At 41.6% G+C, this 23,335-nt stretch carries 27 protein-coding genes; 8 read left to right on the top strand and 19 right to left on the bottom strand.

Annotation, left to right across the window (positions count from 1 at the left end; all coding sequences use genetic code 11):
* Positions 1-5: 5 nt before the first annotated feature.
* The 4 genes from MHI21_RS12390 to MHI21_RS12375 all read right to left on the bottom strand — a co-directional run bounded on the left by MHI21_RS12390 (position 6) and on the right by MHI21_RS12375 (position 2,989).
* A complete protein-coding gene (locus MHI21_RS12390) occupies positions 6-251 on the bottom strand; it encodes a DUF6809 family protein (protein ID WP_342420114.1) in 246 nt (81 codons plus the stop codon).
* A gap of 531 nt (positions 252-782) precedes the next feature.
* Positions 783-1,904, bottom strand: a complete 1,122-nt coding sequence (locus MHI21_RS12385) for an alpha/beta hydrolase (protein ID WP_342420113.1) — start codon at positions 1,902-1,904, stop codon at positions 783-785.
* Between the two features lie 11 nt (positions 1,905-1,915).
* On the bottom strand, positions 1,916-2,368 hold the full coding sequence (locus tag MHI21_RS12380) for a MarR family transcriptional regulator (RefSeq protein ID WP_028541357.1): 453 nt from the start codon (positions 2,366-2,368) through the stop codon (positions 1,916-1,918).
* Positions 2,369-2,557: 189 nt separating this feature from the next.
* A complete protein-coding gene (locus MHI21_RS12375) occupies positions 2,558-2,989 on the bottom strand; it encodes a MerR family transcriptional regulator (protein ID WP_342420112.1) in 432 nt (143 codons plus the stop codon).
* A 116-nt stretch (positions 2,990-3,105) separates the two neighbouring features.
* Between MHI21_RS12375 and MHI21_RS12370 the strand changes: the two genes are divergently transcribed.
* Positions 3,106-3,333 (top strand): hypothetical protein, encoded by a 228-nt coding sequence (locus MHI21_RS12370; RefSeq protein ID WP_342420111.1) that lies wholly within the window; start codon positions 3,106-3,108, stop codon positions 3,331-3,333.
* Positions 3,334-3,553: 220 nt separating this feature from the next.
* Here the strand turns inward: MHI21_RS12370 and MHI21_RS12365 are convergent, their stop codons facing one another.
* Positions 3,554-4,396 (bottom strand): alpha/beta hydrolase, encoded by an 843-nt coding sequence (locus MHI21_RS12365; RefSeq protein WP_342420110.1) that lies wholly within the window; start codon positions 4,394-4,396, stop codon positions 3,554-3,556.
* Between the two features lie 328 nt (positions 4,397-4,724).
* On the opposite strand from MHI21_RS12365, the gene MHI21_RS12360 reads away from it, so the two are divergent.
* Genes MHI21_RS12360 through MHI21_RS12345 form a run of 4 tightly spaced genes read left to right on the top strand, consistent with a single transcriptional unit; the run spans position 4,725 to position 8,718 of the window.
* Positions 4,725-6,155 carry a spore germination protein gene (locus tag MHI21_RS12360; RefSeq protein ID WP_342420109.1) on the top strand — a complete coding sequence of 477 codons (1,431 nt, stop codon included), beginning with the start codon at positions 4,725-4,727 and terminating at the stop codon, positions 6,153-6,155.
* Positions 6,156-6,169: 14 nt separating this feature from the next.
* The gene (locus MHI21_RS12355; protein ID WP_342420108.1) at positions 6,170-7,378 is read left to right on the top strand and encodes a Ger(x)C family spore germination protein; all 1,209 of its coding nucleotides are present in this window, start codon (positions 6,170-6,172) and stop codon (positions 7,376-7,378) included.
* Between the two features lie 5 nt (positions 7,379-7,383).
* A complete protein-coding gene (locus tag MHI21_RS12350; protein ID WP_342420107.1) occupies positions 7,384-7,611 on the top strand; it encodes a hypothetical protein in 228 nt (75 codons plus the stop codon).
* Positions 7,612-7,623: 12 nt separating this feature from the next.
* A complete protein-coding gene (locus MHI21_RS12345) occupies positions 7,624-8,718 on the top strand; it encodes an endospore germination permease (RefSeq protein WP_342420106.1) in 1,095 nt (364 codons plus the stop codon).
* A 106-nt stretch (positions 8,719-8,824) separates the two neighbouring features.
* Here MHI21_RS12345 and MHI21_RS12340 read toward each other — a convergent pair whose 3' ends face one another.
* The gene (locus MHI21_RS12340) at positions 8,825-9,517 is read right to left on the bottom strand and encodes a pseudouridine synthase (protein ID WP_342420105.1); all 693 of its coding nucleotides are present in this window, start codon (positions 9,515-9,517) and stop codon (positions 8,825-8,827) included.
* 115 nt (positions 9,518-9,632) lie between these two features.
* The gene (locus MHI21_RS12335) at positions 9,633-9,830 is read right to left on the bottom strand and encodes a DUF3934 family protein (RefSeq protein WP_342420104.1); all 198 of its coding nucleotides are present in this window, start codon (positions 9,828-9,830) and stop codon (positions 9,633-9,635) included.
* Between the two features lie 210 nt (positions 9,831-10,040).
* Between MHI21_RS12335 and MHI21_RS12330 the strand changes: the two genes are divergently transcribed.
* Positions 10,041-10,469, top strand: coding sequence for a VOC family protein (locus MHI21_RS12330; protein WP_341161536.1), 429 nt, complete (start codon positions 10,041-10,043; stop codon positions 10,467-10,469).
* Between the two features lie 101 nt (positions 10,470-10,570).
* Here the strand turns inward: MHI21_RS12330 and MHI21_RS12325 are convergent, their stop codons facing one another.
* Positions 10,571-10,942: a helix-turn-helix domain-containing protein gene (locus MHI21_RS12325; RefSeq protein ID WP_160790722.1), complete on the bottom strand. Its 372-nt coding sequence runs from the start codon at positions 10,940-10,942 to the stop codon at positions 10,571-10,573.
* A gap of 233 nt (positions 10,943-11,175) precedes the next feature.
* Here MHI21_RS12325 and MHI21_RS12320 point away from each other — a divergent pair, with 233 nt between their 5' ends.
* On the top strand, positions 11,176-11,751 hold the full coding sequence (locus MHI21_RS12320) for an NAD(P)H oxidoreductase (RefSeq protein ID WP_322176160.1): 576 nt from the start codon (positions 11,176-11,178) through the stop codon (positions 11,749-11,751).
* Between the two features lie 275 nt (positions 11,752-12,026).
* On the opposite strand, the gene MHI21_RS12315 is transcribed toward MHI21_RS12320, so the two are convergent.
* From MHI21_RS12315 to MHI21_RS12300, 4 genes are all read right to left on the bottom strand, one after another.
* Positions 12,027-13,034, bottom strand: coding sequence for an iron ABC transporter permease (locus MHI21_RS12315; protein ID WP_342420103.1), 1,008 nt, complete (start codon positions 13,032-13,034; stop codon positions 12,027-12,029).
* Positions 13,031-14,056: an iron ABC transporter permease gene (locus tag MHI21_RS12310; RefSeq protein ID WP_342420102.1), complete on the bottom strand. Its 1,026-nt coding sequence runs from the start codon at positions 14,054-14,056 to the stop codon at positions 13,031-13,033. The genes MHI21_RS12315 and MHI21_RS12310 overlap by 4 nt, the downstream gene beginning before the upstream one ends.
* A gap of 33 nt (positions 14,057-14,089) precedes the next feature.
* Entirely contained in the window at positions 14,090-15,073 is a 984-nt protein-coding gene (locus MHI21_RS12305; RefSeq protein ID WP_342420101.1) for an ABC transporter substrate-binding protein, read from the bottom strand.
* A gap of 133 nt (positions 15,074-15,206) precedes the next feature.
* The gene (locus tag MHI21_RS12300) at positions 15,207-15,656 is read right to left on the bottom strand and encodes an Imm63 family immunity protein (RefSeq protein ID WP_061830167.1); all 450 of its coding nucleotides are present in this window, start codon (positions 15,654-15,656) and stop codon (positions 15,207-15,209) included.
* A 179-nt stretch (positions 15,657-15,835) separates the two neighbouring features.
* Here MHI21_RS12300 and MHI21_RS12295 point away from each other — a divergent pair, with 179 nt between their 5' ends.
* The gene (locus MHI21_RS12295; protein WP_165179703.1) at positions 15,836-16,267 is read left to right on the top strand and encodes a hypothetical protein; all 432 of its coding nucleotides are present in this window, start codon (positions 15,836-15,838) and stop codon (positions 16,265-16,267) included.
* Between the two features lie 44 nt (positions 16,268-16,311).
* Here the strand turns inward: MHI21_RS12295 and MHI21_RS12290 are convergent, their stop codons facing one another.
* The 7 genes from MHI21_RS12290 to MHI21_RS12260 all read right to left on the bottom strand — a co-directional run bounded on the left by MHI21_RS12290 (position 16,312) and on the right by MHI21_RS12260 (position 23,321).
* Entirely contained in the window at positions 16,312-17,232 is a 921-nt protein-coding gene (locus MHI21_RS12290; RefSeq protein ID WP_342420100.1) for a phosphotransferase family protein, read from the bottom strand.
* 190 nt (positions 17,233-17,422) lie between these two features.
* Positions 17,423-19,444: an FAD-dependent oxidoreductase gene (locus tag MHI21_RS12285; RefSeq protein WP_342420099.1), complete on the bottom strand. Its 2,022-nt coding sequence runs from the start codon at positions 19,442-19,444 to the stop codon at positions 17,423-17,425.
* A 410-nt stretch (positions 19,445-19,854) separates the two neighbouring features.
* Complete coding sequence (gene aguB / locus MHI21_RS12280; protein ID WP_025721082.1) at positions 19,855-20,730, bottom strand: N-carbamoylputrescine amidase; 876 nt, start codon at positions 20,728-20,730, stop codon at positions 19,855-19,857.
* A gap of 29 nt (positions 20,731-20,759) precedes the next feature.
* Complete coding sequence (locus MHI21_RS12275) at positions 20,760-21,791, bottom strand: agmatine deiminase family protein (RefSeq protein ID WP_341161541.1); 1,032 nt, start codon at positions 21,789-21,791, stop codon at positions 20,760-20,762.
* Between the two features lie 118 nt (positions 21,792-21,909).
* On the bottom strand, positions 21,910-22,461 hold the full coding sequence (gene yfcE, locus MHI21_RS12270) for a phosphodiesterase (protein WP_342420098.1): 552 nt from the start codon (positions 22,459-22,461) through the stop codon (positions 21,910-21,912).
* A gap of 154 nt (positions 22,462-22,615) precedes the next feature.
* Positions 22,616-22,918: a maltose acetyltransferase domain-containing protein gene (locus tag MHI21_RS12265; protein WP_341161543.1), complete on the bottom strand. Its 303-nt coding sequence runs from the start codon at positions 22,916-22,918 to the stop codon at positions 22,616-22,618.
* Between the two features lie 22 nt (positions 22,919-22,940).
* Positions 22,941-23,321 carry a VOC family protein gene (locus MHI21_RS12260; RefSeq protein ID WP_342420097.1) on the bottom strand — a complete coding sequence of 127 codons (381 nt, stop codon included), beginning with the start codon at positions 23,319-23,321 and terminating at the stop codon, positions 22,941-22,943.
* Positions 23,322-23,335 lie beyond the last annotated feature (14 nt).

Genomic DNA, 23,335 nt, shown 5'->3' with positions numbered 1-23,335 from the left:
ATACCTTAGTTTCGATAATTTTTCCCATCAAATATTTCTAACATCATCAAAACTCCCGTTTTGTACCCAGAAATATAATCCGAGGCAGATAATATAGAAATTAGGACATCATTTAAATCAAATAGTTCTTCAATTAACTTATAATCTTGTTCTGGCAATCTTGCTTTTAGAGTTTCCATAGAAGCGGATATTTTCTGATGGGTTAGTTCAAGTTCAGGGTTCTTCGGTTTGATTCGTTCACTTGGATACATTTGCCGTAATATAAATCCTCCAAGATACTCATTTCATCTTCTCCTTCTTGATACAGACTTTGCGTAAATTTCGGATCCGTAGATGCGTTTTGTTCCCCAAAAATAAGAATATCCTATTGGAAATATCAATATTGAATTTTAGCGAATATTTCACTAGGAATAATTGAAGGACTATTGGCAAATTTCCACCAAACAAGCACAGACTATTTATTAAATAGAACAAACCAAAAGAAGCCCTCCCCCTTAGGATAGAGTTCCTAAAATCATCAAGCCATCTCACATATGAGCATTTTCCGCTACAAAATTGTCTGATCCTATTGTTCGATCGGCATCTTCCGTTCAAGAAACATTTCATCTTGATATCCAATGGGTAGTACATTATTAATCTAACTCATAGCCTAACGACTTAATCTGCAATGAAACGGTTAAAAGAGCCAATCTAATTCATCTAAAGTAGGCTTTAAAGAATAAGGAACCTCCATAAATGGAGATCCCTTTTTTTAATAAAATAACATAAATATTTAAAATTTCTCACTTATTAAGCAATTTTTTTGTTACCCAGGTTATAGCTGCATTATTGACATCTTCACCCTGGCCACCGTGGGGAGCTTTAGAGTTAGACATAAAAATATTTTCTACTCCTGCATGGTTAAGAGTATCTCTAAGTCTCAAACTTTGTTGAATAGATACTAAACTGTCACTTCCTCCATGTGCAATAAACATGGGTGGATCATCTGAAGATACATAATTTATAGGACTTGCCAATTCTGCCAACTTTACTTTTTCCCAATAAGGAGAATTGGTTTGTTTTTTATCCCGAATATCTCTCAGGACTGCCACACCTTGTCCTTCTTTATCAAATCCAAGAAGTTTGGCTTCAGCTGCTCGTGGAGAGTCATGTGTTTCGGCTGCCTCCTCAGGAGATTGCAGGGTTGGGTCCATCTCAGGGCCCATGGTAAAAATATCTGTTGGACCGTAAAAATCAACTGCAGCCATTACTTTGCTTGAATACTCAAGATTGCCCCCAACATCACCTTCAAGCTCTTTTATATCACTAGTAACAGCGAGTTCGGTAGCCAGATGTCCACCTGCAGAATTTCCTGCTACTGCAATTTTTTCTGGATCAATACCGTATTCCTTGGCATGTGCACGCAGATATCTGATACTGCCCTTAACATCATAAATGGGAGCCGGAAAAATAGCTTCGCCACTTAGCCGATAATCTATGGAAACGAAAGCAATTTTATCTTCTAATACTTTTTTGAAAACTTGATATGCTGAATCTGTAGCCACTTGATCTGTAACTCTACCTGTCATTTGTGCTGGTCGATTTGGTGGCGCGGCTGTTTCCTTCTTTGCATCTTTAGGCGCATCATCGCCCTGATAGTCCCCTATAGCCCATCCTCCACCATGAATATATACCAAGACAGGAGTTGCTTCGGTTACACCCTCCGGCTTAAAGATGTTCATTTTTAACTCTTTTTTCTTTCCATCGTCATTAGTTACGGTTGCATACACCACATCTTTATAGGTAGGAGCCATACTAATCACATCTGTAGGAGGACTTTCAGCAGCTACGAAACTTTCCTTTTGTGTGGCAAAAGCCAATGTTGCTAAAAGTACGAAGGATACCATTCTTAGTTTTTTATTCATACTCTCTCTCCTCACTTTTTTTCATTCTCGCATTCTATCAGGTTATCTAAAGTTCTTATTAAGAAACTTTGATACAATGCTATTTCTTCCTCGCTAAATCCCTTGTAAAAAATCTCTCCGACTTCATCAATAATCTTTTTGTTTAATTCCACTAATTTTTCATTTCTGTTCACTACTTTAACTATTGTTTTCCGTTTGTCTGTTTGGCAAGGCATAAAACTGATATGTCCTGCTTTTTCCAACTTAGCTAATATACTCGTTAAAGTTGACTTTTGAAGATTGGTAACCCTTGAGATTTCATGTATAGGTATTTCGTCTTTCGTCCAAAGATAAAACAAAATCCTTGCTTGAGTTGCTGTTAAAGTATCAACCTCAGATTCCCTGTGTTTTCTTGAAACTATTCTAGCCAGCAATGCATCTATGGATGCTGATAAAAAAACAGATCTTCCTTTTATAATTCCCATGTGCACCTCCATTTTCTCAAAAAAAGTACCATATCGTACTAATATTATAGTTCGATATGGTACTATTTTCAACCTGTATTTTTTGAATGTTTGCATTCATTATCTCTTGCGATCTGTAGATCACACCAATTAATAGTAGTAAGTACGGCTCAACAGACATTAGGCATTCACTACAGCGAGGAAAATGTTTTATTGGGATGCATGGATGGTTAAAATTTGAACAGAGATCTTAATTAAATACTCTTCATAACCTCTAACTGAAAGATCATCTAACAAAACATCCTCATAAAAAAATCCCTGTAGTTCTATACTCTTATCATTAGCATAATTTATTATTCGATCATAAGTGTCACATACGCTTGAGTATCCCTCTGTATGGTACGCGATTAAATATGTTCCTTTTTCTCGCTTGAAATTTGAATAATTTGATTTTTTACTAACTCTAGTAAAAAGATAATCATAATTGAATGTTTCACTTGCTAAAACTCTTTTAGTATCTCTCATCCAGCCTACTGTATGGGAAGCATCAATACTATAAATGTTCAAGTACTTTTCGTGTTTTATCATAGAATCGTAAATGCTTTTATCATTTGTGTAAGGATCAGCCTCTGTTACTACCAAAAACTCCTCCTTTTTTTCCTCAATAATAATATCAGTTGAAATGGTCTCAGTTGCTGCTTGGGTAATTCGTTTCTTCTTCTATAGAAGTAAAGGCATTGTAAAGGAAGGAAAGCAACTTGCCTAAAGGAGCACAAGTAGTTCTAGGTGATCTTGATATTCCCGAAACTATAAAAGCACATCTCACAGGACCAGAAGCATTGTCTACAAGAAGTATGGTTAAACAAATTTCTGTAGTTATAGATAAATACATTGATCTTGTTGAAATTACAGAAGAACACGTTACAGGCAAGCCAGCCAGAACATTTACTCAATGGGTTAATGAAAACAAGCATTATTTTGTATAACCCCTTATGTGTTTTGCTAATTACCAAACGGAAAACGTTAGTTGAACGGAGAAAAGCGAAGAATAAAGCTATAGGTCATGTTTGCTGCAAGATAGCCCATTTCCCTAAGCACAACACTACATTATACTGAGCCAAGTAATAGAAACAGCGGCATCCATGGACGAAAAATAAATCTTAGACTGCCACTGTTTTATTCAACTATCCTACACATCAGTTTAACTTAATTGGATATCGAAGTGTGATTTGAAATAGAATCGATTATTAAATCCCAATCGTCGTAGTGAAGTTCATGTCCAGTACCTTCCAATGTCAGTAAAACCGCACCTGGAATTTCGTTAGCAAGATTTATTCCGTGTTCATAAGGGATAATCGGATCTTCAGTACCGTGTATAACCAGAGCAGGGACGATTATTTCCCTTGTCCTAGCCAGATAGGATTCTCCACCTGACAGCATTGCGTGATTGTTCATGCTGGCTATATTGTTGCTTCTTTTCCATTCTTCTTTTGCTAATTTATAAACTTTTTTCTCATCGTAAGCGTGTTTTGAACCTACTAGAATTCTTGATCTACCTATCACAAAATCGACCACCGATTGTTCGTTCGTCCAATCTATTGCTCCCATATTCAAGAAATAGTCCATAACCTTTTCCTCCATCGGTGGAAGATCGGGAGCAAAATTGGACGTTGATACGAGGGTAACGGTTAGAACTCTGCCTGGATGTCGCAGAGCTATCATTTGAGTCAGCATGCCGCCCATGGACATGCCCACAATATGCGCTTGCTCAATCTTATACGCATCCAATACTCGAATAGCATCATCTGCCATGTCTTCGAAAGTATAGTCCGGTTGCCCAGGTTCATAGGTTGTAGAACGTCCAACATCTCGGTTATCATAGCGAACGACAAAGCGACCTGTCTCTGCTAAACGCTGGCAGAATTCTTCCTCCCACCAGACCAGTGAGGATTGAGCCCCCATAATCAGTAATATTGCCGGGTTAACTTGTTTTCCGAAACTGTCAGTACAAATTACTATTCCATCGCTTTTTATGAGTTGTTCGTTCATGTAGAATTCCTCCCCTCAATGATATAGGTATTGTACCCTTCGTAGTCACCCTTCTGCTAGTCCTGACTAGGCCCAGCTATGGATTTTAGTGTTTTCCGTAGTCAAACGGATGTTTTAAGCACACAATTGGTTTCTTTCACGCTGTTTGCTATATCAAAATTTCCCTTATCCAAGAGTTTCTTGTTGTCCGCAACTGTCTTCAAAAATTACTTAACCCGAATCCTCCACCGTTAAGATGTCATTGACCTTACTGACACAAACTCAATTATGGATTATTGTAGTATTATTACGGATTATTGTTAATACTACGTATCTGAGGAGGGTGAAAATGAAGTTACATACCAAATTTTCAAGAGAATTATGCCGGAATATCGATCTCATTTGTGACTTCATGGGAAACAGTTCGGATTTTATTGTTCGTGAAATCACAGTTGGCCATAAACACGCCGCACTTTTTTATTTAGACGGAATGACTGACATGCAAAAGGTACAGGACAACGTGATCCGTCCGTTGCATGATCGTGTTTCCTCTGACGAGATCACTTTACCGTTATTGAAAAACGCAATTTTGGACATTGGGGAAGCAAGCTTTACTCAAAACTTTGAAGATGCCTTGGAACAGATCCTCTCAGGTGGTCTTCTCCTACTACTGAACGATACGGATGAAGGATTGGTCATTTCTTTGCCTGGATGGGAAGAACGCAGCATTACGGACTCGAAGACGCAGCCTGTGGTCAGAGGTCCGCAAGAAGCGTTTACAGAAAGTTTACGTACGAATACGACTATGGTTCGTCGAAGGGTGAAGGATACAAGAGTACGTCTAACTACGGTAAAAGTTGGCGAAAAAACCAAGACCGATGTATCTGTCATGTATTTACATGGGGTCGCTGACCCAAAAAAGGTGCAGGACATGATATCCAAGTTAAAGAACATGCATGTAGAAGGCGTGCTTGAAAGCGAATATTTGGAAGAATGTCTCCATGAAGATAAGCAACTCACGATATTTCCGCTCTTTTATAATTCTGATCGCCCAGACTCTATTGCAGCAGGAATTATGGAGGGGAAAATTGCGATATTTGTGGATGGATCTCCCTTCGCCATCCTTGCACCTGCGGTGTTTGCAGATTTCCTTCAATCCGCAGAAGATTATTATCAATCCTTTATTTACAGCAGTATCATTCGAATATTAAGGTACATCTGTCTAGCAATCTGTATGTTGGCTCCGGCCATTTATGTCGCATTAACGACATTCCACCAGGATATGATTCCAACAGTTTTGTTATTAAGCTTATCCGCGCAACGTGAAGGAGTACCGTTTCCAGCATTTATTGAGGCAATGATCATGGAAGTGGTTTTTGAAATTCTGAGGGAGGCAGGTCTTCGTATGCCACGGACGGTCGGTCAAGCCGTTTCAATTGTTGGGTCAATAGTGATCGGCCAGGCAGCTGTAGAAGCAAACATCGTTTCGGCTGTTATGGTCATTGTTGTTGCAATAACTGCCATTTCGAGCTTTGTCATTCCCTCGTACACCTTTGCTATTCCAATCCGGATATTACGTTTCGCTTTCATAGGCATAGCCGCTATGTTTGGTGTGTACGGATTGACTGTTGGTATCCTCATGCTCTTTGTGCATCTGAATGGGCTTCATTCGTTCGGTGTACCGTATTTGAGCCCCTTTGCCAATTACAAATCGTCGGAGCAGAGGGACGCCATATTACGTTTTCCATATAGAACTAAAAAAAAACATCGCAAAAACTAAAGGAGTAGACCATCATGAACTCGTATCGATCCACCATTTTATTACTGTTTATGTGCATCTGGCTAATGGTGTTTCTTACGGGTTGCTGGAACAGTAAGGAATTGAGCGCAATTTCCGTCGTGATGGCTCTGGGCATTGATGCAGTTGATGACCAATATGAAGTCAGTTTACAAGTGGTTGACCCATCGCAAATGTCTCAGAATTCCCCCATGGAACGGACGCCAACGATTGTTTTTTCCAAACGCGCCGATACCATATTTGAAGCTATTCGAAAATTAACAACGGAATCGTCCCGAAAAATGTATATGTCTCACTTAAAGTTTGTCATTTTTGATGAAAAAACGGCAAAAAAAGGAATCAAGGAGCCGCTGGACTTTCTGTTCCGTGATCATGAAGTTCGGCCTGATTTCTATTTGGCCGTTGTCAGAGGAAACACGGCAAAGGAGGCCGTTACTTTTGTAGCTCCGACCGAGGTCTTGCCTGCAATGGATATGTATAAGGCATTAAGGCTTTCTGAAAAAGCATGGGCTCCAACTTCCGCGGTCAATGTGAAAGATATTTTACAAAAATTTACAGAGGATGGCATTGAACCGGTTCTCACCGGTATTCGACTGACAAACCTAGAAAAAGGTCTAACTATTGATAATGTGACAAAGTCGCCCCAACATGTTAAATATTTTTTCACTGGAATTGGTCTTTTCAAGGGCGACCGACTTATCGATTGGATGGATGATTCACAAAGTAAAGCCTTTACCTATATATCCAACCGTGTTTCCAGCACCGTAGCTTCCATCGATTGTCCGAATTCCAAAGGAAAATTTGTTGTTGAAGTAATCCGTTCCAAAGTAAAGATGCGTCCAGAAATAATAGACCATGAGCCGCACATTTCTCTTATTGTGGATACAGAATCCAATATCGGAACGGTCTCGTGCAATGTCAACCTTAAGAATGAAGAGACATTTAGAGATCTTCAAGAATCAGCTAAAGAGCATCTGGAACACTCTTTGAAGGAAGGCATTTCGTACGCACAACAAATCGGTTCCGATATATTCGGGTTTGGAGAAGCTTTTCACCACAAGTACCCACGTGAATGGCATAAATGGAAAGAGGATTGGCCACAAAAATTTCAAACGCTTAAAGTGGATATTCAGCTCAATTATCGTTTAGTCCGGTTCGGAGACATTACCAGTCCAATCGATATGGGAATACACAATCAGGAGTGAGTGCAATGCTTTATGTGATTCTCGTAACTTCCATTTTAACATCGTTGTATGAGTTTAAAAAATTTAAGGAGCAACATTATTTGCGTGAAATTGTATTCAGCTCGATATTGTTGATTATAGGCGTTATATTGATTATCCTACGGATCGCCAACATTAAACTGCCGACTCCACTGACGGGTGTTCAAATCCTATTTCAACCGATAAGTAGGTTTCTTACAGAAATGTTATCTTAAGGGGGCGTTGGAATGAATTCCAATTTGACAGTTCGACAAGCTATTTTGTGGTTTGCATTGTATCAAATAGGAAGCGCATATCTGGTGCTCCCAGCGGTAATTACCGCTGTCGCTAAACAAGATGCCTGGCTCTCCATCCCAGTCTCCTTAGGTTTCCATCTGTTATTGATACCTTTATATGCCTCCATCGCTAGGCAAATGCAGGGGAAATCTTTCGTAGAGCATCTCCGTTGCCTCTTCGGTCCCTTGGGCGGGACGATTAGCATCGTTTTCATTTTTTTCTTTCCCTTTCTTGTGTTCATTATGACACTTCGAAATCTGGGCGACTTTATCACGACAGCTATTATGCCGGAAACTCCCTCCGACTCGATATATTTCATTATGCTTATAGTCATTTATTTTGCCGTTCGATCTGGCCCTGCTGTAATTGGCCGTTGTGCGGAAATCCTATTTTTTTTCCTTCTGGTTCTGTATCTGTTGGTCAGAATTACCCTTCTTTCTGATACCACCATAGATAATGTGCTCCCTATTTTTGAGTATGGTTTGAACCCTATCGTTCTCGCATCGTTCAATTTGTTTGCCTTTCCCTACCTTGAGGCAATTCTGTATCTTTTTTTTGCACAGTACATCCCCGATCCAAAAAAGTGGAGAAAGACAGTGATAACTTGTGCTTTGATTAGCGGCGGCATGTATTTTTTCATGGTTTTACAAATAATCGCCGTGATGAGTGAAGGTGTTGTATCTAATTTGACATTTCCTACTTTTTTTATTAACCGAACAATCAGTAACGGAGAGTTTCTTCAACGGTTTGAAATTTTCGTTGCAGTGTTTTGGTTTGTCACCATTTTTTTCCGACTCGCACTGCTTTTATATGTTTCAGCGCAAGGGCTTGCAGATGCTTTTCGTCTTCGAAGCGCTAACTCTCTCTTAGTTCCTCTGATCCTAATCGCATTGGCAATGGTTCATTCTATTTGGCCAAATATGCAATTTTTAATCAAGTTTTTTTCAGTATGGCCTTTTTACGCCATGATTTTCGGTATCGTGTTTCCTATTGTGCTATGGCTGGTGGGTAAGGTATCGTTGAAATTAAATAAAAAGTATCACTAAAGTTGCGTTGGCTGTATGAACATACTGCCAATTCCAGCCTCTCCACCACGTCCAAAGGACATGGAAGACGCCTATTGGGCTAGGGGACTTGCTCTTGTTGTAATCATTATTGCAATTTAGCAAGAAGTAACTCCAGTTCCTCCCTCTCAAGATGTCTCCATTGGCCCCGTTCCAGATGATCCAAGGTAATATTCATAATTCGAACACGTTCCAACTTTAGCACCCTGTACCCCAAAGCCTTGCACATCCTGCGAATTTGCAAGTTCAGACCTTGCGTCAAAATAATGCGGAACTCGTATTCGCTTGTACGATCAATTTTGCACGGTTTGGTAATGACGTTCAATATTTCAACGCCACGAGACATGGCTTGCGTAAACTCGTTTGTAACAGGTTTGTCTACAGTCACTATATATTCCTTCTCATGACCATTCTCGGAACGCATCATTTGATTGACAATGCTTCCATCGTTGGTTAATAGAATGAGTCCCTCTGACGCTTTGTCTAGCCTGCCGATGGCAAAAATCCGCGAAGGATAGTTAATATAACTAATAATATTGCCAGCCACTTGCTCCGCTGCGGTACAAACAATGCCTATAGGCTTATTCAGAGCCAAATATACAGGTTCACTGGAATTAAGCGGGATAACTTCCCCATCAATTAGCACGATATCCTGTAGCTCTACTTCTGCGCCCGCTTCACAAACATTTCCATTAATCGTAATTCGTCCTGCTGCAATCAGCCTGTTGGTTTCCCGACGTGAGCAGAATCCTGTCTCACTGATGTACTTGTTAATTCTCACGATTCACCTGCTTCTGATTATAATATGCGAGTTTAAGTAAAATAATTAAAAAAACACCTGATTGTTCTTGCTTAATCAGATGTTCGCCGTTTACGACAACGTATACTTTCCCGGCTTATTTGCTACTGTTACCGCCGCTTTTATTCCTTGTTGGTTTGGCAGTGCCGCCTTTTGTGCCACGTGCCGCTTTGCTTCCCGGTGCGCTTGTAGAAGCGCTTTTTGTCCTTACTGGCTTCGCAGTTTTGTTCCAGCGTGTCCAGCCCTTACTACCTGTACCTCTGCCGGTTCCGCCGCCCTTGCTTTTTCCACCCATATGATCACTCCATTACTAGTCGTTCAGATTTAACTAAGCTATCATACCATTACTTTGATCATCATGCCCATTTGTTTAAAAAATTGAACATGTTAAGCCGCAAATACTTTCGCAAAACGGATCTTATTGTATTTTTGTTTGTTTGCAGGTAAATAATGAAATAAGATCGTATAGTATGGAAAAATTATGATTCTTGAAGGAGTAAAACACATGTCTGTTGATGTTTATTTTAACTTTAATGGAAACTGTCGTGAAGCAGCGGAGTTTTACGCAGAGGCATTTGGGACTGAGAAACCACAAATCATGACGTTCGGTGAAGCACCGCCCAATCCCAATTATCCTCTACCAGAAGAAGCCAAAAATTTGGTCATGCATACGCGGCTTCAAATTGATGGTAGTAATGTCATGTTTTCAGACGTTTTTCCTGGTATGCATTTCGTAGCCGGAAACAACATCAGCCTCGCCATCGTCAATAAGGACGAAGAGAAAATTCGATCGTACTTTCATAAATTAAAAGAAGGAGGAACCGTAAGCATGGAACTTCAAGAAACATTCTGGAGCAAATGTTACGGTAGCCTTAAAGATAAGTTCGGAATTGAATGGCAATTAAGTTATGATAACGGAATGACCAACAGTTAGTCTTTAATATTGTTATACGACAATTAAGCCCTCGAAAGCTATTCTGATTGAATGCATTGTGAGGGCTTAATATTAGCTTGAAGTTACTCTATACAGCAGCCTTAGAATTCTTCCAAGACCTTGGATTTGTCTCCATGGATCTTATCCAGGTGATCCTCACCCCAGTAGCATAAATGGTCTAGCGCGGGTTTTAATCCCCAGCCGTAGTCCGTTAACTCATACTCCACTTTAGGAGGGATTTCATTATAAACCTTTCGTGTAACGATCTCATCCTTTTCTAGGCCTCTGAGCTGAGTAGTCAGCATTTTTTGTGTAATGCCGGGTATTAACCGACGAAACTCAGACGTTCGTTTCCGTCCTGTCATCAGATGATAGATAATTAAAGGCTTCCATTTCCCTCCCATCACCTCTAAAGCCGCTTCCACTCCAACTTGATACTTCTTTTGAACCCTATTTTTTATCTGTTCAGTCATTTCTTAATCCTCCTTTAGAAGGCTTCGTTTGCTCAGAACAACCATCACTTCAATTCATTACTCAGATCAGTTTCTAGGGAATCTACCTAGGGCACTTCCATGTTCCTATGGCACCTGTACCATCCTATAGAACTTGAAAGTGCGTACTTCCAGATTATTTTCCTACTGTATATAATAGCATCAAGCATTGAGCATTCCCAGAAGTAAACTATTGAGAAAGGTAGTGAAGAAGCATGAAAGTATTAACCGTTGTTTCACACCCGAGAAAAGATTCCTTGACCTTTAAGGTTGCTGATCGTTTCGTACAGGGTCTTGCCGATGCAGGCCACGATTATGAGATATTGGATTTGCATGAGATTGGTTTTGATCCTATTTTAAAAGGAGTAGATGAACCGGATTTGACAGTTGCGGAACAGTCCTTTTCCCCTGAAGTAGAAATGGAAATGAGGCGGATGAAGGAGCATGATGCATTGGCATTTATTTTTCCTCTTTGGTGGTGGAATTTGCCAGCTATGCTGAAGGGTTATATTGACCGTGTATGGAACAATGGGTTTGCGTACGGTTCGAATTACCTGCATCATCAGCATGTCTTGTGGATTGGCTTGGCCGGAGTTTCGAAGGAACAGATGAAAAAGCGTAAGTATGATGAAATGATTACTCATTTGCTGAATGTGGGAATTGCAGATTATTGCGGGGTTTCCAATTCCAAGGTTGAATTCTTATATGAGACCCTGAGTTCAAATTCCGGTCATTTTGAAATGCTGCTGGACCAAGCTTATCACTTGGGTTTGAATTATGCCAAGGATTAGGCTTTAAGTAGGCTGAGTTTGAACAATCGTGACAATTTATTGGCCCAACGTATCAAAACTCCTACAATGATAATGTGTTTCCTACAATAATTGTTCAGCTTTATAGCAAATCAATTTTTTACAATCCCCACCCTTCAACACGAAGGCCGGAAATCCTAACAGAATGTGAGAAAGAATTGTTTTCCACAAGGAGACCTAAGTAGTAACAAAAAAAGATACTAACCCAGCCATATTTTGCATGGACATGGGTTAGCGTCTCTTCATTTATCGTGCATTTAACTGGCTTTCGACAGCAAGTAAAGGAAATAAGGGGTGACCAGTATGGTGATAATAATTCCGGTTGGAATATCTGCACCAAAACTAATCGTCCGAGTAAGTGTGTCAGCAATCAAAATGACGAGTGCACCAACTAATGCCGTCGTAGGTAGCAATAGCTTATGATTGGGCCCTACTAGCTTGCGCGCTAGATGGGGACTGACCATGCCTACAAAAAAGAAATTTCCACCAAGTGCCACGCTACCAGAAGCGAGCGCAACGGCAGCAATCGTCAAGCCGATAAACTCCCTTTTAATTGCTACGCCGAGCCCCGATGCTGTCTGATTCCCCAAATTCAACGTATTGAGTGTGTTCGACCTGTAAAAAACGTAAAAGCAAATGATAAGCACCCACGGGAGCAGCACCATAATATAGCTCCAGTCGTCCCCCCACAGATCTCCAGCCTGCCATCGCAGAGCAAAGTCATACTGTTGCTTGTCTAGCCGGAGTGTCAACATCAGAGATAATGCGCTATAGCCACTGCCCATAGCGACACCAGTTAAAATTAAGCCTGTAGGCGAGATGTCTCTTCCCGGCCTGAAAGCAAACATAAAAATCAAAAATGCTGCCGTAAGGCCGCCTGCAAAAGCCAGCCCAGGAAGAAGAATAGGCGATAGCAATCCTTCACTAGCGAACAACGTAATATACATAAGTACAAATAACCCTGAGCCTGAGCTGATGCCGAGTGTTCCCGGACTGGCCATGTCGTTTTTGAGCAAGCTTTGCATAATACAGCCTGATATCCCCATGCCAATACCTACCAATATAGAAAGCACAATACGTGGCAGTCGAAAGTCAAACACGATCAGGTTCTGTTTGCTCGTTCCTTCGCCAATGATAACCTTGAAAACTTCGAGTGGAGAAAGGTTCATTTTCCCAACATTCATACTAAGTACAGCCACTAGCAGCGTCAGCACTACTAACAGTAAAATAATGCTAATCCCCCTGGTATTACGGGACAGTTTCAACTAAACTCCCTCCTCTGCTTGCGCACAAGGTAGAGAAAATAGGGTACGCCCACCAAGGCAAAAATAATGCCAAGGGGTGTTTCGTGGGGACGATTGATCAGACGTCCGAGTAAATCCGCCGCCAACAGAAAGACTGCTCCATACAAAGCTGAGGCCGGGATAATATACCGATAATCCGTTCCGACCAGATGGCGCATAATGTGTGGCACGATCAAACCAACGAAGCCAACAGGGCCGACCACAATAACCGATAACCCCGTTAGAATTAATACAATTAAGGTTGAAAATAGCTTAATCCTGTTCGCACGAATACCCAAGCCTGATGCCACATCCTCCCCGAAGCTCAAAATCGTAATCGAGGGAGAAAGCACGATGGCACAGATCAAACCCACTATAAACAGTGGCGCAATGAAAGCTAATTCACCCCACTTGGCACTGGCTGTACCACCAGCAGACCAGTAATCAAGGGCTTGGCCAATCTCATACTTAATAGCGATAAACGTACTAAACGCACCAAAAAGCATGGAGATGGACATTCCTGCCAGCACCAGTCGCTGAGGCGTCATTCCTCGCTTGCCTATAGATGCGATGTAATACGTAATGCCTGTAGTGATTGCTGCACCTAGACAAGAATACAGCATAGTTTCTCCGTAGGTGCGACCAGGCAAAAAGGCCATACATAACGCAATTGCAAATGTCGACCCAGAACTTATGCCAATGAGTCCCGAATCCGCTAGTGGATTACGAGTGGTTCCCTGCATAATTGCCCCACACACAGCCAAGCTGCACCCTACAATGATATCTGCCACGGTTCGTGGAAAACGCAAGGTGTGAATAATCTGATGTTCTGTAATGTTGGGATCAAACTGAAATATAGCACCCCATGCCAGCTTCAGGCTCATTTCCGCAGCACCAAAGGTAATAGATGCTGCGGTAACCAGCAGGAGCAGGAACACGCCCACGATCATGTAGCTTACAAAATGAAATATTCCTTTTTTATTTGGTTCTTTGTGAGTAGACATCGATTACACCCTTAGTTGGTCAATTATGCATCGTTACTTAGTCTGTTCCAGCAATTTGCTAATAATATAATCTAGCTGTCCCGTCATACTAGCAACGTCCGAATAATAGAACAGTCCTGCATATTTCGCTGGAATTTCGATGATATGTCCGTTTTTAACGGCTGGAATACTGCTCCAGATTTTTGTCTTCGCATATTCAGATTCCTTGCCTTCCTGCTTAAACCAAAGGACATAATCTCCAAAGTATTCAGCAGCTACCTCGTAGGATAAAGAACCCCGACTCTCTCCGGAATTTTTAACCAATGTGTTGAGCTTTTCCGGTTTGTGAAGTCCCAGATAATTGTAAAGCAACGTTCCTCCACGTGAGCCTGTTTCATAATATATTCCGTAAGAGCCACTGCCCCAGTCTTCGAAAATGCTAAACGTTTTGTCCTTGAATATGTCGGAATTTAGTTTTTCTTTGGCCTGACTCAGCTTGCTTTCAAACAGTGAAATCACTTTGTCCGCTTCTGCTTCATGTCCCGTGGCCTGACCAAGAAATTTCAAACGTTCTAGGGAGGTCATTTTATCCTCAGGTATCACAAGAACAGGCGCAATTTTAGACAGCTTATCATAATCCTTTGTATCATATGTAATGATGAGATCAGGATCATACTTCATAATTTCCTCAGTTTCCCACTTTTCAATATTGGGGATGTCGTTAAACTTATCGTAAAAAGGCATCGTTTCTTGTTTCCACCCCATGACTGCGGCTGGCTTAATCCCTAGTGTAAATACATCGCCAACATACCAGTTCACGACTACCCGTTGAGGATTAGCGGGCACCTTCACGTCTCCTTTTATCGTAGAGACTGTACGCGTATCAGAATCACTGCTTGTCTCTTCCTTCACGGACGACGCGGGTTTAGCAGATGAATCAGAGGAACTGCCAGCATTCCCGCAACCTGAAATAACGAAAATCACTACGAATAGTGCACATAAAATCATGTGAAACTTCTTATTCATCATACGATGCATGTTGTAAATCTCCTTTGAAATATAGTAAGTGCAAAACATACTTAAAATTAGTGATATTGATAATCATTATCACTAATTTCAAATTGTAAATTTTACCTCACTGATTGTCAACTGTTTCTTTAAGTTTTATGTTTTACTTTAATGGGTTCTCCAGCTCCCCTCTTCTATTTGCTTCATGCCATTCCTGATAGATTCCTCCAATTTCATAAAAGGCTTTGTTCATTACAGTTGTCAGCTCCTTCATGATCTCCTTGGTATATTTTAAATGAGTATTTATGTTATCCACTTTATATTTGCGAAGCAGATTTAGATGAGCAATGATGTGAATCGTATCTTCGATAATCCAATAAATCACATCCTCTACATCTTTCGTAAGCTTGTTCAGCATCTGTATGCCTCTTTCATACATCTGGAGCGTATAACCCCGCTTGCCTACTTGAACATACGGACTAAGATCATCATAAAAATCCGTACGGAAAGGTCGTCTTACATATTGCTCATACTGCTCTTCATATATTGAAGTTTGTTCAAGCAGCTTAATAGTCATATCTATGATTTCTTGTTCACTGTATATTTTTTTCATCAGATTTTCCCTTGCCTTTCTCTGCTAAATAAATTCAAGTCATAGTTAAATTAGATCACAAGTGATGCAATAAGAAGTCAAACTCTTTTTTTACCAACCATTAACAATTTTGTTTGATGCAAACGATAATTAGAATAGAGGGATTTCCCTCAATATATCCAACTGAAGGAGACAGGCGAATGAATAGAGTATGGACGAAAGCATCGGCTATTCTATTGGTAGTAATATCCCTGTTGTTCAATGGAACGTACGCGCTCGCAGCTTCAGCAACATCAACGTATATCGTTACGTTTCAACAAGCAACCTTGGTATCCAACGATCACGTAGGCAACGAATGGGCCATTGCTGCCCAGGTGGCGGGCCAATCCATTAGTGAAGGCAACAGCGAAAAGGTAAAGGTCAAATCAGGGGGCAGCATTAAGCTGTATGCGTATGCCGAGGAACAAGACAAAATTCCTGATGAAGGCGAAGCCACCAAGAATGTAAAGGTCTCCTCTGTTTCTGCCAAAGGTTCTACCGTTAAGCTAAGAGTGACGGTTACTGAAAACCGTGGGCGTTACTCAGGTCATCAAGCCGTTTGGGAATTTACGTATAAGATTAAGAAACAATAATAGAAAAAATAGACCGTCACTCCCAGGAGGGGCGGTCTTCGCTTTTACAAGTCGCGGTAACCGGGCACATACCATTTCGGTATATAGGTTTGAAAGTAATCATACGCTTCCAAAACCTCTTCAGCTCGTTGCACCATATCGTCCACCTCTTTATTGCCAAATGGAATGGCCCAGTGAACCGATGAAAGCTGATTGCTTGCAATATACAGAGCCATTAATCTAAAAAATAAATCAGGTACATGGTTATTAAAATAACCGTGGATACGGCCCGAAGCGAATAAAGGACTTAACGCTGCACACCAGGTAATTCTATTGAATTCCTCCCAAGGATCACCATAATCCATTCTATTAAAATCGATGATACCCAGTTCACCGGATGGGGTAACCAACATATTGCCCACATGATAATCCCCATGCTGAAAAGTCTGGGGACGATTTTCTAATAGCTGACGATTTTGCTCAATAAAGCTTATGGCTTGATCTGCTCCCTTTAGGGGAATACCGCATGACTTATAGTTTGTAATATATCTGTTTATTTTGCCATTATAATGTTCAGCCCATGGGACTCGATCTTGCTCCGCATGAATCTCATGCATTTTTTTCAATGCATCTCCTGCTTGAACCCCGAGTTGATACTGTTGTGCTGCGGTCAACGTAGGGATAATCTCTTCAGCATCTTTCCCTTCGATCCAGGTGAACAGGGAATATACAGATTGACCATCATGACAAATCCCAAATTCAAGCGGCCGGGACATGAACAGATTCTCCACGTGGTTCAGCTTTGTTACAGCTTCAAACTCGCGCTTCTTTTTATCATAATGAACCATATCCGCCATTCTTAGCAGCAAGTCCCTACCGTCAGTGGTTTGAATATAATATTTCTTGTCACTGGACCAGCCTCTATGAATTTCTTCCACGTGTCTCCACCTGCTGGCACCCGGTATTTCACTAAAGAGTTGATTCACGCTCATCCCCCCAAGTTAAGATAGCCTTACTTACTATATATGCTTTCCATAGTTTACCTTCGTAATGACAGAGGAATCAATCCTCTTCCCGGAAAAACTCAAATAAAAAAGGCTGAAAAGACAAGCCGTCTCTTCAACCTCAATATTCACTGAGTTGCCATCGTGAACACCCATCACTTGTATTTTCAAATCAGTAAGAATAAGAAAACTCATGTTTAAATTCGTTAACCCGTTGAATGGTTTTCAGAATATTGCGACCTTCACGTGTGCCATCAATAATACGACGAGCTTGTTTACTATCCCCGATATTAATAACTTCTACTTGATGTTCTTTACCATATTCGAGCAAGCTGTCCATCAGCGGACTGTATGAACGCATACCCAAGCATACGAATCCAAGGTCAAAAGGAATCTCAAACTCCTGTTCTCCGTGCTTTACTTTGAAGCGGTCGCTACACACTTCTGTCAAAGCTGTTTCCGTATGGACGTTCACTTCCCGCTCCTCTACCATTTTCATCATGGAAATCCGGGTAATCATATCCAGATCTTTACCCAGTAGCGGCATCATCTCAATAATAGAAACCTCTTGTGCCCCGCGCTCTGCATAATATTCGACGACATCCAGTCCCACGGCTCCGCCGCCAACTACAGCAATGCGTTTACCTTCAAATTCCTGGAATTTCTCCATGTTGTGCAAAAGATCAAAGATGGAGAACACTTTTGTACCTGGTTTACCCAGTTGCTCATGTAAACCTGCAATGGGCGGAAGAAGTGGTGTGGCCCCCGTCGCATTGACAATAATATCAGGATTCAGGGCACTAATCATCGCCAAATCGGCTCGGGTACCTGCTACAATGTTCAGATTGGTTAACTGTTTGGTGCGCTGAATCAGATAATCAGGGAAATCATTGATGCGTGTTTTGTCTGGCAGGCGGGCAATATCACGAGCCAAGCCGCCCAACTCTGGTTTTTCCTCAAAGAGGGTTACTTTGCAGCCTACTTCGGCTGCCGTACATGCAGCTTCCATACCAGCGGTCCCACCACCAATAACTACAACCCGAACATTGTTCTTAACTCGTTGTTTCCGGTATTCAGCTTCCTTGAACAGATCCGGATTTACCGTACAGCAAATCGGTTTACTTTTGGAGATACGGTGATCCGCACAACCAATGTTGCAAGAGATACATTTTCTAAGCAAATGTTCGTAGCCGTTTTGCACTTTAAGCACCCAGTTCGGTTCTGCAATCAAGCCTCTACCCATAGCCAGAAGATCAGCGTCACCTCTCTCCAAAATATTCTGCGCAACCTGTGGGTTCCGAATATTACCTGAGGTCATCGTGACCTTCCCGAATTTTTCTTTTACTGCTTTGGCCATATATGAGCGCCAACCATCCGGCAAGTTCATCCCGTCAATCTGGAACTGGATGGAATCATTCAGAGCAGCAGAAACGTTCAGAATATCTACCTCATCATTAAGATACTCCAATAACTCGAGTGTATCTTCCAGTGTGTTCCCACCTTCTGTGAACTCTTCCGCGCTAAACCGTAAGCAAATAGGGAAAAATGGACCCACCACTGAACGAATTTCATCAATGACTAATCTGGCAAAACGGGTACGGTTTTCTGCGCTTCCGCCAAATTCATCCGTGCGTTTATTATACATCGGCGAAAGAAACTGACTCAGCAAGTAGGAGTGTCCCGCATGAATTTCAACACAGTCAAATCCTGCTCGTTGCGCTCTTCCCGCTGCTTCTCCGTATTTGCGCACAATGGAGTAAATTTCTTCTTTTTGCAGAGGTCTTGGAATCACTCCGCCCTTTTTGGAAGGAATATTCGAAGAAGATACAGGCTGAACTCCGTTCAGTCTTCCCACATAAGCCGAAGCACCCGCATGGTTAATTTGTACAGAAACACAAGCTCCATAAGAGTGCAGGGCTTCTGTTAATCTAAATAGTCCGGGAATAAACTGATCGTTATCCATACGCAACTGGGTTGTTCCGTTCGTACCCATTGGGAAATCCAGACAAACATTTTCTACTGTTATCAAGCCGGTACCACCTTTGGCCCGTTGCACGTAATAGTCAATATGATCCTGAACAAAGCTTCCGTCCATGGCAGCAAAGTTAGTTCCCATCGGGGGCATAACAATCCGATTTTTCAAGGTCATGCGTCGTATGGTTAGAGGTTCAAAGATAGCAGGATAGTGGTTCATTGTTCTTCCTCCTTGCGAGTTTACAAATTTCATGTTCAAGCTTCCATTAAAGCATTTTTATATGTGATTTTTTTCACTTTTAGGAATATCGAGATGTTATTGAGTACGATCATTCCTTATGGTTTGATTTTATATCATCTAATTCATAAATTCTAATGCTATTTTATGTAGTGAATCATAGTTTCAGTCTATGGATTAACTGGATTAAGACATAAAAAAGGAACAAACCTGTGAGGAATGTCCCTTTTGTGTGAAAAAATCATGCTTATATTCCGGACCACCTACCGATCCGTTCTTTTGAAACCGTTGGGTACACGCTCCAAAATCCCCTGCCCGAAAAGCCGGGTGAATCCAATGAAAGGAAACACCCCAGCTTGACGTCAAGGGAGACTTGTCTATCCGTATACAGATTATACTTTTAAATCACCATCATAGGTGGCAATCATATTGTACAGTTCAGGACGACGGTCACGGAAAATGCCCCATTCAATCCGTCCTACTTCCAGCTCATCCAGATCAAATTCAGCAGTAAGCACTTCCTCATCGGTACGACCCGCTTCTGCGATCTTGTTACCTTGATGTCCGGCAATAAAGGAAGAACCGTAGAATGTAATACTGGAGTCCTCGTCCGTTTCAGTTCCAATCCGATTGGAAGCAATGACTGGAATCAGATTGGAAGCCGCATGACCCAGCATGCAGGTCTGCCAGTGATCTTTGGAATCAATGGCAGAATCCTGTGGTTCTGAGCCAATAGCTGTCGGATAGAACAAAAGTTCTGCGCCCATGAGCGCCATACAGCGGGCCGCCTCTGGGTACCATTGATCCCAGCACACACCTACCCCAATTTTGGCATAACGTGTATTCCATACTTTAAAACCGGTATCGCCCGGATTAAAATAAAATTTTTCCTCATACCCAGGACCGTCAGGGATATGGCTTTTGCGGTATTTACCCAACACTTCACCGTCTGCGTCAATGACAGCAAGACTGTTGTAGCGCGCGTAGTTTTTCTTTTCATAAAAACTGATGGGCAGCACAACCTGTAATTCTTTGGCGATCTTCTTAAAATGGTTAACCGCCTTGTTGTGCTCCAGCTCAGTTGCATATGAATAATAATCAGACTTTTCCTTCTGACAGAAATATGGAGTCTCGAACAACTCCTGCAGCAAAATAATTTGTGCGCCCTGCGCAGCCGCTTCACGTACTAACTTCTCTGCTTTACTAATATTTTCTTCGATATTGGTAGAGCAGCTCATTTGAGTTGCTGCCACTTTTACTTTTCTCACGTTAGTCCTCCTTTTAGATGTTGTATCGTTCAACGATTTACAGCAGGCATCTGCTGGGTCGTACAGTGTACGTTACCGCCTTCACGGATGACCGCCATACCGTCTACAGTACGAATGGTGCGATCTGGAAATACATTTGCCAACACTTGCTCAGCTGCAAGATCGCTCTCAGCGGCAGTGCCGCCAAACACCGGCAAAATAATGCCGCCATTCACAAAGTAGAAGTTAATATAGCTCAGTGTCAATCGGCTATCTTCATAATCCACGCGCGGTGGCTGGCCGATCCGAATCACTTCCAGCTTACGGCCTTGAGCATCCGTTGCTTGCTCCAAAATACGCAGATTTTCCTGCGTGATTTCGTAATTTTCATCCTCAGGATCATCACATACTTGCATAATGACCTTGCCAGGAGCTGCAAAGCAAGCAATATTGTCCACATGGCCATCTGTTTCGTCGCCACTAAGACCACGTTTTAGCCATATTATTTTCTCGACACCTGTATACTCACATACATACCGTTCAATTTCTTCTCTGCTTAATTCCGGATTTCGGTTGGAATTGAGCAAACACTCTTCGGTTGTAATCAGTGTGCCTTCGCCGTCTACGTGCAATGAGCCGCCTTCCATCACAAGCGGTGCATCAAACCGTGGAACTCCAAGTTGGTCCAAAATTTGCGGCGCAACCTGGTCATCTAGATCCCATGGAGCGTATTTTCCACCCCAGGCATTAAACTTCCAGTTTACACCTGCCAACTGACCATGCTCGTCTGTGAGAAAAGTAGGGCCGTTGTCACGCAGCCACGCATCGCTGTGCTCAATTGGCAGCAGTTCTACCCGTTCCCCAAGTTCAAGCGCCTTAACGCTCTCCAGATCATCCGGATTTACGACCACAGTAACTGGTTCAAATTCCGCCATGGCGCGTACAATTCCGGCATAGCCCTTGCATACATCAGCATGCATATCTGGGTAAACCATTGAAGATTTTACAGGCCAAGAAATATACGTGCGTTCATGTGGCGCCCATTCAGGCGGCATCTTATAATGTGAATCCTTAATTTGCATGTATTGAAGCTCTCTTTCTTTTTCATAATGTAGACTCCGCTCCTATCATACAATAATATGATCTTTGTCTCAATCGAAGCGGAAAAGTTTTAATAATTTACATTCACATTGGAATAAATTACTTTGAAAACGTGATTGCTTTCACCGTATTCCCATCAAAATCCTTCACAGTGAATTGTGCTCCCTCCAGCACACCGTAAGAGGATGGATAGTTTCCTTTTGGCAGCGAGATCGAACCGGGGTTCAGTATAAAGACCCCATTCTCCACATCCGCTACCGGAATATGAGTATGTCCCTGGATGAACACATCTCCCGCTTCCAGTGGTGGTAAATTTCCGATACTAAAGCCATGTCCGTGCGTGACATAGATTCTCCGTCCTTCATGGTGCAACAAAGCATAATCACCCATCATAGGAAACTCCAGTAGCATCTGGTCCACCTCTGCATCACAATTTCCGCGCACAGAAACCGCAATATGGGACTTGTACTTATTCAGCAGAGCGGCCACTTCTGCCGGATTATACCCTTCTGGTAACGGATTACGTGGTCCGTGGTACATATAATCTCCGAGCAGAACAAGACGATCGGCTTTCTCCTCCCTGTACTTTTCCAGTGCCAATTGCAACCAGTGTAATGAGCCGTGAATATCTGATATAAACATCAATTTCATGATTGTTCTTTCCTTTCTGAATAGGCTAAAAAATATTCCACTTAAGTACATTATTGCATTATTCCCTGAACAAATCTGTGCAAAATTGTTCTTTTGTTTGGTAACACTCTTATAAGACAATAAACTACAGCTCCGAGTGAACTGTAGTTTATTCTTAGTTCCTTTTGTACTTGGTCTTATCATCTTCGGTGATTTTACGGATTACCTTACATGGGTTTCCAGCAGCGATCACACCTTTTGCCCCATCAAGCATGATCGTATTATGGTTACTATAGAAATTTTCACCGATTTCAATGTTATAGCCATAGTCACACACAAAAGGTTGCTCAATCAAGAATCTATCAGTTGTCTTCCCAAGTAAAGTTTTGATGAGTGTTTCTCGTTCTTCGATATTTCTAGGATGAAGCTGATTATATTCGTGACAGAGACTTTTGGCGTATAAACGTTCTTCAATCAACTCTTCAGAACTGGAAAGCTACTCACATTGAAATTTCCACCAAATTACCTTCTGGATCTTTAATTACGCTTTCATAATAGCCGTCACCTGTCAATCTTGGCTGGCCCACTACTTCATATCCTGCATGCATGAGCTGCTCTGTCTTTTCATTCACCAGTTCTTTACTTCCAACGGAAAATGCCACATGAGCCCAGCCCGTAATATTTATCTGTGGTGAATGATCTACTTCCGTTTTACGCATAACCTCTAACCTTGCTCCATCCTCAAAGGTGATAAAATAGGACTCAAATCCTTTTGTAGCGTTATAATATTTATCGTTAGATTTTCCATCAAAATATTGCTCGTAAAAGCTTTTCATCTTTTCTAAGTCTCTCACCCAGATCGCTACATGTTCAATCTTCATTATTTTCCTCCTTC

It is taken from the genome of Paenibacillus sp. FSL H8-0168, assembly GCF_038592955.1.
GTDB classification, from domain to species: Bacteria; Bacillota; Bacilli; order Paenibacillales; family Paenibacillaceae; genus Paenibacillus; species Paenibacillus polymyxa_B.
This window is presented reverse-complemented; position numbering and strand designations above follow the sequence as displayed.